The organism is Pantoea latae, assembly GCF_002077695.1.
Taxonomy (GTDB): domain Bacteria; phylum Pseudomonadota; class Gammaproteobacteria; order Enterobacterales; family Enterobacteriaceae; genus Pantoea; species Pantoea latae.
The window spans coordinates 1-12945 of the sequence record NZ_MWUE01000041.1 but is presented as its reverse complement, the minus strand read 5'-3'; the positions used below and the strand labels follow the sequence as shown (position 1 = coordinate 12945).

Genomic DNA, 12945 nt, shown 5'->3' with positions numbered 1-12945 from the left:
CTTAGTCGTTATCGCTGCCGCCAAGACCGGCGTTCAGCAGTTCAGCCAGGCTGGCGGAGGCTTCATCCGCAGTCACCTGCGGAGCAACCGGCGCTTCACCCGCCTGACGGCGACGCATACGATCCTGATGGTAAGCGTAACCGGTACCGGCCGGGATCAGACGACCCACGATCACGTTCTCTTTCAGGCCGCGCAGTTCGTCGCGCTTGCCTGCCACAGCGGCTTCGGTCAGGACACGCGTGGTCTCCTGGAACGAGGCTGCCGAGATGAACGATTCGGTTGCCAGTGACGCTTTGGTGATACCCAGCAGATCGCGCATGTAGGTCGCGCCGATTTTGCCGTTCGCTTCCAGATCGCGGTTAGAGATCTTGATGCGAGAGACTTCTGCCTGCTCACCTTCCAGGAAGTCGGTGCTTCCCGCGCTCATGATGGTTGCTTTACGCAGCATCTGGCGAACGATGACTTCGATGTGCTTATCGTTAATCTTAACGCCCTGCAGGCGGTAAACTTCCTGCACTTCGTTGGTGATGTAACGGGTCACAGCATGGACGCCACGCAGACGCAGAATGTCGTGCGGAGATTCCGGACCGTCGGAAACCACGTCACCACGTTCTACGCGCTCGCCTTCAAATACGTTGAGCTGACGCCATTTCGGGATCATCTCTTCGTACGGCTCGCTACCATCAACCGGCGTGATCACCAGACGACGTTTGCCTTTGGTCTCTTTACCGAAGGAGATGATGCCGCTGATCTCCGCCAGGATAGCTGGCTCTTTCGGACGACGCGCTTCGAACAGGTCGGCAACGCGCGGCAGACCACCGGTAATATCCTTGGTACCGCCAGATTCCTGAGGCACACGCGCCAGGGTGTCACCGGAGCTGATCTTCTTCCCGTCTTCCAGCTGAACGATCGCTTTGCCCGGCAGGAAGTACTGTGCCGGCATATCGGTGCCCGGGATCAGTACATCTTCGCCCTGTGCATCGACAATTTTCAGCGCCGGACGCAGATCTTTACCACCTGCGGTACGCTCAGCGGTATCCAGCACCACCAGCGAAGAGAGACCGGTCAGTTCGTCAGTCTGACGCGTGATGGTCTGGCCATCGATCATGTCAGTAAAGCGAATGAAGCCGCTCACTTCGGTGATAACCGGCATGGTGTGCGGATCCCAGTTCGCCACGGTTTCGCCCGCTGCAACCTGTTCGCCGTCGCCTTTCGCCATAGTCGCGCCGTAAGGGACTTTATAGCTCTCTTTGGTACGGCCAAACTCATCGATCATTTTCAGTTCGACGTTACGCGAGGTAATAACCAGTTTGCCAGCGGAGTTGGTTACCGACTTGGCGTTGGTCAGTTTGATAGTACCTTTGTTCTTCACCTGAATGCTGGATTCAGCCGCCGCACGCGATGCCGCACCACCGATGTGGAACGTACGCATGGTCAGCTGGGTACCCGGCTCACCGATGGACTGTGCCGCGATAACACCGATCGCTTCACCTTTGTTGATGATGTGACCACGTGCCAGGTCGCGACCATAGCAGTGCGCACACACACCAAAATCGGTTTCACAGCTTACAACAGAGCGAACCTTGATGGTGTCGACAGAGTTCTCTTCGACCACATCACACCAGTGCTCATCCAGCAGTGTATTACGCGGAACCAGGATGTCAGCGGTGCCCGGCTTCAGCACGTCTTCGGCCGTCACACGGCCCAGCACGCGCTCGCGCAGCGGCTCTTTAACGTCGCCGCCTTCGATAACCGGCGTCATCATGATGCCTTCGAAGGTGCCGCAGTCGTCTTCGGTAACTACCAGATCCTGCGCAACGTCAACCAGACGACGCGTCAGATAACCGGAGTTCGCGGTTTTCAGTGCGGTATCCGCCAGACCTTTACGCGCACCGTGGGTCGAGATGAAGTACTGGAGTACGTTCAGACCTTCACGGAAGTTCGCGGTAATCGGCGTCTCGATGATGGAGCCGTCCGGCTTCGCCATCAGACCACGCATACCTGCCAGCTGACGGATCTGCGCCGCAGAACCACGCGCACCGGAGTCGGCCATCATAAAGATGCTGTTAAAGGAAACCTGTTTCTCTTCTTCGCCGTCACGGTTAATCACGGTTTCCGTCGAGAGGTTTTCCATCATCGCCTTCGCTACGCGCTCGTTCGCCGCAGCCCAGATATCGATGACTTTGTTGTAACGCTCGCCTGCGGTAACCAGACCAGACTGGAACTGCTCCTGGATCTCAGCCACTTCCGCTTCCGCTTCGGTGATGATTTCCACTTTCTTCGCCGGGATCACCATGTCGTCGATACCAACAGACGCACCAGAGCGCGCCGCATAGGCGAAACCGGTGTACATGGTCTGGTCAGCAAAGATAACGGTCGGCTTCAGGCCCAGAATGCGGTAACAGGTGTTCAGCATTTTGGAGATCGCTTTCTTACCCAGCGCCTGGTTGACGATGGAGTAAGGCAGACCTTTCGGCACGATCATCCACAAGATCGCACGACCAATGGTGGTGTCGATCAGGCTGGTTTTCGCAACGAACTCTTCCTGCTCGTTTTTGCTGTACTCGGTGATACGCACTTTAACGCGCGCATGCAGCTCGGCCAGGCCAGCGCGGTAAACACGCTCAGCTTCTTTCGGACCGGTCAGCACCATGCCTTCGCCGCGCGCATTCACTTTGTCGCGGGTCATGTAGTACAGACCCAGAACAACGTCCTGAGACGGAACGATGATTGGCTCGCCGTTCGCCGGAGACAGAATGTTGTTGGTGGACATCATCAGCGCACGCGCTTCCAGCTGGGCTTCCAGCGTCAGCGGTACGTGAACAGCCATCTGGTCACCATCGAAGTCGGCGTTATAGGCCGCACACACCAGCGGGTGCAGCTGGATCGCTTTACCTTCGATCAGAACCGGTTCAAACGCCTGGATACCCAGACGGTGCAGCGTCGGCGCACGGTTCAGCAGAACCGGGTGCTCACGGATCACTTCGTCCAGGATATCCCAGACCACCGCTTCTTCGCGCTCAACCATTTTCTTCGCGGCTTTGATGGTGGTGGCGAGGCCACGCAGCTCCAGCTTGCCGTAGATGAACGGTTTGAACAGCTCCAGTGCCATTTTCTTCGGCAGACCGCACTGATGCAGACGCAGGTATGGACCTACGGTGATAACAGAACGACCAGAGTAGTCAACGCGCTTACCGAGCAGGTTCTGACGGAAACGACCCTGCTTACCTTTGATCATATCGGCCAAAGATTTCAGCGGACGCTTGTTAGAACCGGTGATCGCACGACCGCGACGACCGTTATCCAGCAGGGCGTCGACCGCTTCCTGCAGCATACGTTTTTCGTTGCGTACGATGATGTCCGGCGCAGCCAGATCCAGCAGGCGCTTCAGACGGTTGTTACGGTTGATCACGCGACGATAAAGATCGTTCAGATCCGACGTAGCGAAACGACCGCCGTCCAGCGGAACCAGCGGACGCAGGTCCGGCGGCAGCACCGGCAGCACGGTCAGGATCATCCACTCTGGCTTGTTGCCAGACTGCACGAACGCTTCCAGCAGCTTGATGCGCTTGGTCAGCTTTTTGCGTTTGGTCTCGGAGTTGGTTTCGTTCAGCTCTTCACGCAGCTGCTCGCACTCTTGCTCCAGATCCATGTTTTTCAGCAGTGCCTGAATCGCTTCGGCGCCCATTTTCGCGTCGAATTCGTCACCGAACTCTTCCAGCGCGTCAAGGTACTGCTCTTCAGTCAGAATCTGACGTTTTTCGAGGTTGGTCATGCCACCTTCGACCACAACGTAAGATTCAAAGTAGAGCACGCGTTCGATATCGCGCAGCGGCATATCCAGCAGCAGGCCGATACGGGACGGCAGCGACTTCAGGAACCAGATGTGCGCGGTCGGAGAAGCGAGTTCGATGTGGCCCATGCGCTCACGACGCACTTTGGTCTGGGTCACTTCGACGCCGCACTTCTCACAGATCACGCCGCGGTGTTTCAGGCGCTTGTACTTGCCGCACAGGCATTCGTAATCTTTTACCGGTCCGAAAATACGGGCGCAGAAAAGACCGTCACGCTCTGGCTTGAAGGTACGGTAGTTAATGGTTTCCGGCTTTTTCACTTCACCGAACGACCATGAACGGATCATGTCTGGCGAGGCCAGCGCAATTTTGATCGCATCAAACTCTTCGGTCTTAGTTTGCGCTTTCAGAAACTTAAGTAAGTCTTTCACGGATTAGCTCCCGTCGGAGTGGAACTCTCAGGGGCACGCAGCCGAAACTGCGCGCCCCATAACCAGTACTTGCGAGTGCTTACTCGTCTTCCAGCTCGATGTTGATACCCAGCGAGCGAATCTCTTTCAACAGTACGTTGAAGGATTCCGGCATGCCCGGTTCCATCTGATGGTTGCCGTCGACGATGTTTTTATACATCTTCGTACGACCGTTCACGTCATCAGACTTAACGGTAAGCATTTCCTGCAGGGTGTATGCCGCGCCGTATGCTTCCAGCGCCCACACTTCCATCTCACCGAAGCGCTGACCACCGAACTGTGCTTTACCACCCAGCGGCTGCTGCGTGACCAGGCTGTAAGAACCGGTGGAACGCGCATGCATCTTGTCATCAACCAGGTGGTTCAGTTTCAGCATGTACATGTAGCCAACAGTAACCTGGCGCTCGAACTGCTCGCCGGTACGGCCGTCAAACAGGGTGATCTGGCCAGAAGAAGGCAAATCGCCCAGCTGCAGCAGCTCTTTGATTTCGCTCTCTTTCGCGCCGTCAAACACTGGCGTAGCGATCGGCATACCTTTTTTCAGGTTCTCAGCCAGACGCAACACTTCATCATCAGAGAAGGTGTTGAGGTCGACACGCTGACGCACGTCCGCGCCCAGATCGTAGGCACGCTGGATGAATTCGCGCAGCTTCGCGACTTCTTCCTGACGCTTCAGCATGGCGTTGATCTTGTCGCCGATGCCTTTTGCCGCCATACCCAGATGCGTTTCCAGGATCTGACCGATGTTCATACGCGACGGTACGCCCAGCGGGTTCAGTACGATGTCGACCGGCGTGCCGTTCTCGTCGTAAGGCATATCTTCGATCGGGTTGATCTTGGAGATAACACCTTTGTTACCGTGACGGCCTGCCATCTTGTCGCCAGGCTGAATCTGACGCTTAACGGCCAGATAGACTTTGACGATTTTCAGCACGCCCGGCGCGAGGTCGTCGCCCTGGGTGATCTTACGACGCTTGGCTTCGAGTTTTTTCTCAAACTCGTGCTTCAGTTCGTCGTACTGCTCAGCCAGCTGCTCCAGCGCGTTCTGCTTCTCTTCGTCGGTCAGGCCCAGCTCCAGCCAGCGCTCGCGCGGCAGCTTGTCCAGCTTGTCGGCTTCAACGCCGCCGGAGATCAGCACCGCCTGAATACGGCTGAACAGGCCTGCTTCGAGGATCTGCAGTTCTTCAGACAGGTCTTTCTTCGCCTGCTTCAGCTGCATCTCTTCGATTTCCAGCGCACGCTTGTCTTTTTCCACGCCATCGCGGGTAAAGACCTGTACGTCGATAACCGTACCGGAGACGCCGTTCGGCACGCGCAGCGACGAGTCTTTCACGTCGGACGCTTTTTCACCGAAGATGGCGCGCAGCAGTTTCTCTTCCGGCGTCAGCTGGGTTTCACCTTTCGGCGTCACTTTACCGACCAGAATGTCGCCACCGGTCACTTCCGCGCCGATGTAGACGATGCCGGACTCATCCAGTTTAGAGAGCGCAGCTTCACCCACGTTCGGGATGTCAGCGGTGATCTCTTCTGGCCCCAGCTTGGTGTCACGAGACACGCACGCCAGTTCCTGAATGTGGATGGTGGTGAAACGGTCTTCCTGAACCACACGCTCGGACACGAGGATGGAGTCTTCGAAGTTGTAGCCGTTCCACGGCATGAACGCGACGCGCATGTTCTGGCCAAGCGCCAGTTCGCCCAGGTCAGTAGACGGACCGTCAGCCAGCACGTCGCCGCGCTCGACCGGCTCGCCCAGTGACACACACGGCATCTGGTTGATGCAGGTGTTCTGGTTAGAACGGGTGTACTTAGTCAGGTTGTAGATGTCGATACCCGCTTCGCCCGGATACATCTCATCTTCGTTAACTTTGATAACGATACGAGAGGCATCAACGTACTGAACGGTACCGCCACGTTTCGCTACGGCGGTAACGCCGGAGTCAACCGCTACCGCGCGCTCCATACCGGTACCTACCAGCGGCTTGTCAGCGCGCAGAGTTGGTACAGCCTGACGTTGCATGTTCGCACCCATCAGGGCGCGGTTAGCATCATCGTGCTCCAGGAACGGGATCAGCGACGCACCGACAGAAACCACCTGCTGGGTGGAAACGTCCATGTAGTCAACCTGATCGCGGCTGAACAGGCTCGATTCGCCTTTGCTACGGCAGGTGACAAGGTCATCAACGAAGTGACCTTCTTCATCCAGCTGGGCGTTCGCCTGAGCGATAACGTAGTTACCCTCTTCAATCGCAGAGAGGTAATGGATCTCGTCAGAAACCACACCGTCGATAACGCGACGATACGGGGTTTCCAGGAAACCGTACTCGTTGGTCTGCGCATAGACAGACAGCGAGTTGATCAGACCGATGTTCGGACCTTCAGGGGTTTCGATTGGACAGACGCGACCGTAGTGAGTCGGGTGTACGTCTCGAACTTCGAAGCCGGCGCGCTCACGCGTCAGACCGCCTGGGCCGAGTGCAGAGATACGACGTTTATGCGTAATCTCTGACAGCGGGTTGTTCTGATCCATAAACTGAGAGAGCTGGCTGGAGCCGAAGAACTCTTTCACCGCCGCCGAAATCGGCTTGGCGTTGATCATGTCCTGCGGCATCAGCGTGTCGAGGTCGCCCAAGGACAGACGCTCTTTCACCGCACGCTCTACGCGAACCAGGCCAACGCGGAACTGGTTTTCCGCCATTTCGCCCACTGAACGGATACGACGGTTGCCGAGGTGGTCGATATCGTCCACTTCGCCTTTACCGTTACGGATATCGATCAGCTTCTTCATCACTTCGATGATGTCTTCTTTGCTCAGGATACCTGAACCTTCGATCTCATCGCGCAGCAGCGAACGGTTGAACTTCATGCGGCCAACAGCCGACAGATCGTAGCGATCTTCAGAGAAGAACAGGTTCTCGAACAGGTTCTCAGCGGCTTCACGCGTCGGCGGCTCGCCAGGACGCATCATGCGGTAGATCTCAACCAGCGCGCTCAGGCGATCGTTGGTTGGGTCGACGCGCAGGGTCTCGGAGATGTACGGGCCGTGATCCAGATCGTTGGTGAACAGCGTTTCGATACGCTTGTGACCAGACTGGCTCAGCTTGGCCAGCAGATCCATGGAAAGTTCCATGTTCGCCGGAACGATCAGTTCGCCGGTGCTCTCGTCGATATAATCTTTTGCGACCACTTTGCCCGCGATGTACTCAACCGGCACTTCGATATGCTGAATGCCGTCTTTTTCCAGCTGACGAATGTGGCGCGCAGTGATGCGACGGCCCTTCTCGACGTAAACGTTGCCGTTGGCTTCGATGTCGAAAGAGGCGGTTTCGCCGCGCAGGCGCTCAGGCACCAGTTCCATCTGCAGCTTGTTATCGCGGATCTCAAACACCACTTTTTCGAAGAACAGATCGAGGATCTGCTCAGAGGTGTAGTTCAGCGCGCGCAGAATGATACTGGCCGGCAGCTTACGACGACGGTCGATACGGACGAACAGGTTGTCTTTCGGGTCGAACTCGAAGTCCAGCCATGAACCGCGATAAGGGATGATACGTGCGTTATACAGCACTTTACCCGATGAGTGGGTTTTACCCTTATCGCTGTCGAAGAAGACGCCAGGACTACGATGCAGCTGAGAAACGATAACGCGCTCAGTACCGTTGATAACAAAGGTACCGTTGTCCGTCATGAGCGGAATTTCGCCCATGTAGACTTCTTGTTCTTTAATGTCTTTAACGGTGCCTTCCGGCGCTTCGCGCTCGTAGATCACCAGACGCAGTTTGACGCGCAGCGGTGCGGAGAACGTCACGCCACGAATCTGACACTCTTTCACGTCAAAGACGGGTTCGCCCAGACGATAGCTGACGTATTGCAGCTCGGAGTTACCGCTGTAACTCTGGATAGGGAATACGGAACGGAAGGCTGCTTCCAGACCATACTGACCTTCCGGATCTTGCTCGATAAATTTCTGAAACGAGTCAAGCTGGATAGAAAGGAGATAAGGTATGTCCAGTACTTGCGGACGTTTACCAAAATCCTTACGAATACGTTTTTTCTCGGTATAGGAGTAAACCATAGGGTTCCTCAGCTAGCTGACAAGTCGACCCACGCTGTCCGTCCTGAAGGACAGTTCATGCAACACTATTTTGTTTGATTCATGCGGCGCGGAGGCCACATGCAATACATCTTTCTATCACTCTTAAATCATTTCATTGCCTTAGCATGGGCAGGGAACCCGCGCAGGAAAGCAGTATATTAAGGCGTCGATAGAAAAAGATATTGAAGAGCAGCGATGGACAAACAGTGCGAAACCCCATCAAGGCTCTTGAGCGCAAAAAGGCTGGTGACCAAAAAGCCACCAGCCATCAGCCTGATTTTACTCAGACTGCAACCAAAAGGTTGTCTTACTTAACTTCAACGTCAGCGCCAGCTTCTTTCAGAGCAGCTTCAAGTGCAGCTGCGTCGTCTTTGCTGATGCCTTCTTTGATCACGCCAGTTGCTTCAACCAGGTCTTTGGCTTCTTTCAGGCCCAGACCAGTTGCGCTACGAACGGCTTTGATTACTGCAACTTTGTTCGCGCCAGCAGATTTCAGAACTACGTCGAATTCAGTTTTCTCTTCAACAGCTTCAGCCGGGCCAGCAGCAACAGCTACAGCAGCAGCAGCAGAAACGCCGAATTTTTCTTCCATTGCAGAAACCAGCTCAACTACTTCCATTACGGACATAGCTGCAACAGCTTCCAGAATTTGGTCTTTAGTGATAGACATAACAATTGTTCCTAAGAATCAGAAAAAGTTTATACGTTAAAGTGCGAAAGAAAAGAGTGGGCCTTAAGCAGCTTCTTTTGCGTCGCGTACAGCAGCCAGAGTGCGGACCAGTTTGCCAGCAGCGGCTTCTTTCATGGTCGACATCAGACGTGCCAGTGCTTCTTCGTAGGTCGGCAGAGTTGCCAGACGGTCAATATTAGCCGCCGTGATCAGCTCACCTTCAAAGGCTGCAGCTTTGACCTCAAATTTTGCATTCGCTTTCGCGAAATCTTTGAACAGACGAGCAGCAGCGCCCGGGTGTTCCATAGAATATGCAATCAGGGTCGGACCAACAAACGTGTCTTTCAGGCACTCGAACTGAGTACCTTCAACGACGCGGCGCAGCAGGGTGTTACGAACAACACGCATGTAAACGCCAGCTTCACGACCTGCTTTACGCAGTTCGGTCATTTTATCAACGGTAACGCCACGGGAATCCGCAACAACCGCTGACAGCGCGCCTTTGGCTACTTCGCTGACTTCAGCAACAATCGCTTGTTTGTCTTGAAGATTTAATGCCATTAGCTTTTGCTCCTGGATTTGACCAGGGAAGGATTTCCCCGGAACTCACTTCACTTACCGACCCGCAGGAAGGTAAGCGCTAAAACACGGTGAGCAGAATCCAGTTAAGAAAAATTCTTTTTGGTTCTGTCACCGTCTACGCAGGGGATTAAGCGTCTCATCCTAAGATGTGCCGCGCCTGCGGTCTTGGACGGAGGCCAGGAAAGGCCTGGCTCCAACCTACCCCGCCGTTGCCGTTGCGCTGCCGAAGCAAACGCGCGGGTCACCGCGGGATATAAATTCTGTGCGCTGTTTACCAGAACAACGGGCGTAAGATTCTAGGTGAATTTTTCGCCCGTTTCAAGCAGCAAATTAGTTTGCTGCTGCGTTCAGACCAGACTGGTCGATGGCAACGCCAGCGCCCATGGTGGTAGACAGGCTGATTTTCTTGATGAAAACGCCTTTCGCCTGAGCAGGTTTCGCTTTTTTCAGCGCAACCAGCAGAGATTCCAGGTTTTCTTTCAGCTTGTCGGCGTCGAAGTCCACTTTACCGATGGTAGTGTGGATGATGCCGTTCTTGTCGTTACGGTAACGAACCTGACCCGCTTTGGCGTTTTTAACCGCTTCAGCAACGTTCGGGGTTACAGTACCGACTTTCGGGTTTGGCATCAGGCCGCGCGGACCCAGAACCTGGCCCAACTGGCCAACAACGCGCATTGCATCCGGAGAAGCAATAACAACGTCAAAGTTCATTTCGCCTTTTTTGATCTGGTCAGCCAGATCTTCCATACCTACCAGCTCAGCGCCAGCTGCTTTAGCAGCTTCGGCGTTTGCGCCCTGGGTAAAGACGGCAACGCGTACTGAACGGCCAGTACCGTGCGGCAGAACGGTCGCACCACGAACGTTCTGGTCAGATTTACGTGCGTCGATGCCGAGGTTAACGGCAACGTCCACGCTCTCTACAAACTTAGCGGTAGCCAGTTCTTTCAGCAGAGCAACAGCTTCAGTGACGTCGTACTGTTTGGTCGCATCAACTTTGTCACGGATCACGCGCATGCGCTTGGTCAGCTTAGCCATTTCTTAGTCCTCTACTACCAGGCCCATGGAACGAGCGGTACCTTCGATAGAGCGAGTCATCGCTTCTACGTCAGAACCAGTCATGTCCGCAGCTTTGGTTTCTGCGATTTCACGTACCTGAGCACGAGTTACTTTACCGACTTTATCTTTGTTCGGCTTACCAGAACCAGACTTGATGCCCGCTGCTTTTTTCAGCAGAACGGCGGCCGGCGGAGTTTTGGTAACGAAGGTGAAAGAACGGTCGCTGTATACGGTGATAACAACCGGAGTCGGCAGACCCTTCTCCAGGGATTCCGTTTTGGCGTTGAACGCTTTACAGAATTCCATGATGTTAACGCCCTGCTGACCCAGAGCCGGACCTACCGGTGGGCTCGGGTTAGCCATACCTGCTGCAACCTGCAGCTTGACGTAGGCTTGTACTTTCTTGGCCATGATTATTCCTCAGTTGGGTATAGCGCCTGAAAAACAGGCTCCCCGTGATAACAGTTCACACGCTGTTAACAGCGCATAAAAACAAAAGGCGCGAAATTATAGTTAAATTTCGCGCCTTCTGCAAGAGCCAGAATGTGAGCAAGGTGATTAACCTTTCTCCACCTGTCCAAAGTCCAGTTCGACCGGCGTTGCGCGGCCAAAGATTGAAACAGAGACTTTCAGGCGGCTTTTTTCGTAATCCACCTCTTCCACCACGCCGTTGAAGTCGGCGAACGGGCCGTCGTTGACGCGCACCATTTCGCCCGGTTCGAACAGCGTTTTCGGACGCGGCTTATCACCCACCTGCTGCAGGCGGTTCATAATCGCATCCACTTCTTTGTCGCTGATCGGCGCAGGACGATCGGAGGTGCCGCCGATGAAACCCATCACGCGCGGCACGCTGCGCACGAGGTGCCAGCTGGCGTCATTCATCACCATCTGTACCAGCACGTAGCCAGGGAAGAATTTGCGTTCACTTTTACGACGCTGACCGCCGCGGATCTCGACCACTTCTTCAGTGGGAACCATGACGTCGCCGAACAGCTCTTCCATGTTGTGCAATTTGATGTGCTCGCGCAGCGACTGTGCTACGCGGCCTTCAAAGCCGGAAAACGCCTGCACGACGTACCAGCGTTTTTTTGGAGCTTCAGACATCTCAGAACCTCAGGCCAGTGATAAACGATACCAGACGGACCAGAATACCATCCAGCCCCCACAAAATCAGTGACATCACGGCGGTCACCGCGGCAACGATTAACGTGGTGTGCAGCGTTTCCTGGCGAGTCGGCCAAATGACCTTACGCATTTCAGTGCGTGCTTCACGTGCAAAAGCCACGGTTGCTTTGCCTTTGACTGTCAACAGCGCAATGCCGCCTGCAGCCGCAATCAGCACCACGACAGCCAGCGCGCGTAAAGGCAGCGTCACATCGCGATAAATATAATTGCCTACGATGGCTACCAGCAGCAACGCAACCACAGCCAGCCACTTTATCGCTTCCAGGCCGCGCCCGCTCCCTTGAGCTTCGGTATTCGCACTCATAAACCAACCTGCCACAATAATTCAGAAACTATTTTGCCCCGCAAGGCGAGGCATCCAAACCGAATGAGCTTTTGGGCGTAACTCGGCATCCTACGCCGCGCAACAGAGCCTGTCTCAGCAATGATTATGATCGAAAATCACTGATGAGCCAGGTTCTATATAACAGCGTGCAAAAAGGGCATCAAATGATGCCCTCTTCGTATGCATTGCGTCAAATATTATCGTAATTAAGCGATAACTTCAGCAACAACGCCCGCGCCAACGGTACGGCCGCCTTCGCGGATTGCGAAGCGCAGACCCTGGTCCATCGCGATCGGATGGATCAGAGTAACGGTCATTTTGATGTTGTCGCCCGGCATTACCATCTCAACGCCTTCCGGCAGTTCGATGTTGCCAGTCACGTCAGTAGTACGGAAGTAGAACTGCGGACGGTAGCCTTTGAAGAACGGAGTGTGACGACCGCCTTCTTCTTTGGACAGAACGTAGACTTCTGACACGAAAGTGGTGTGCGGCTTGATTGAGCCCGGCTTAGCCAGAACCTGGCCACGCTCGATCTCTTCACGCTTGATACCACGCAGCAGAACGCCGACGTTCTCACCAGCCTGACCCTGATCCAGCAGTTTGCGGAACATTTCAACGCCGGTACAGGTTGATTTCGCGGTGTCTTTGATGCCCACGATTTCAACTTCGTCGCCGACTTTCACGATGCCGCGCTCAACACGACCGGTTACAACGGTACCACGGCCAGAGATTGAGAATACGTCTTCGATCGGCAGCAGGAACGGCAGGTCGAT

At 54.9% G+C, this 12945-nt stretch carries 9 protein-coding genes; all 9 read right to left on the bottom strand.

The window, feature by feature from the left end; translation table 11 throughout:
- Window position 1: 1 nt before the first annotated feature.
- A complete protein-coding gene (gene rpoC, locus B2J69_RS22355) occupies window positions 2-4225 on the bottom strand; it encodes a DNA-directed RNA polymerase subunit beta' (RefSeq protein WP_081142494.1) in 4224 nt (1407 codons plus the stop codon).
- A gap of 79 nt (window positions 4226-4304) precedes the next feature.
- Window positions 4305-8333: a DNA-directed RNA polymerase subunit beta gene (gene rpoB / locus B2J69_RS22350; RefSeq protein WP_081142492.1), complete on the bottom strand. Its 4029-nt coding sequence runs from the start codon at window positions 8331-8333 to the stop codon at window positions 4305-4307.
- Between the two features lie 328 nt (window positions 8334-8661).
- Window positions 8662-9024: a 50S ribosomal protein L7/L12 gene (gene rplL, locus B2J69_RS22345; protein WP_033755825.1), complete on the bottom strand. Its 363-nt coding sequence runs from the start codon at window positions 9022-9024 to the stop codon at window positions 8662-8664.
- Window positions 9025-9087: 63 nt separating this feature from the next.
- Window positions 9088-9585 carry a 50S ribosomal protein L10 gene (gene rplJ / locus B2J69_RS22340; protein ID WP_003848098.1) on the bottom strand — a complete coding sequence of 166 codons (498 nt, stop codon included), beginning with the start codon at window positions 9583-9585 and terminating at the stop codon, window positions 9088-9090.
- A 351-nt stretch (window positions 9586-9936) separates the two neighbouring features.
- Entirely contained in the window at window positions 9937-10641 is a 705-nt protein-coding gene (rplA, locus tag B2J69_RS22335; RefSeq protein ID WP_081142490.1) for a 50S ribosomal protein L1, read from the bottom strand.
- Window positions 10642-10644: 3 nt separating this feature from the next.
- Window positions 10645-11073 carry a 50S ribosomal protein L11 gene (rplK, locus tag B2J69_RS22330; protein WP_008108393.1) on the bottom strand — a complete coding sequence of 143 codons (429 nt, stop codon included), beginning with the start codon at window positions 11071-11073 and terminating at the stop codon, window positions 10645-10647.
- A gap of 147 nt (window positions 11074-11220) precedes the next feature.
- A complete protein-coding gene (nusG, locus tag B2J69_RS22325) occupies window positions 11221-11766 on the bottom strand; it encodes a transcription termination/antitermination protein NusG (protein ID WP_012439920.1) in 546 nt (181 codons plus the stop codon).
- A gap of 1 nt (window position 11767) precedes the next feature.
- Window positions 11768-12151 (bottom strand): preprotein translocase subunit SecE, encoded by a 384-nt coding sequence (gene secE, locus B2J69_RS22320; protein WP_033755817.1) that lies wholly within the window; start codon window positions 12149-12151, stop codon window positions 11768-11770.
- A gap of 227 nt (window positions 12152-12378) precedes the next feature.
- On the bottom strand, window positions 12379-12945 hold a 567-nt coding region (locus tag B2J69_RS22315), incomplete at its 5' end, for an EF-Tu C-terminal domain-related protein (protein WP_269087971.1).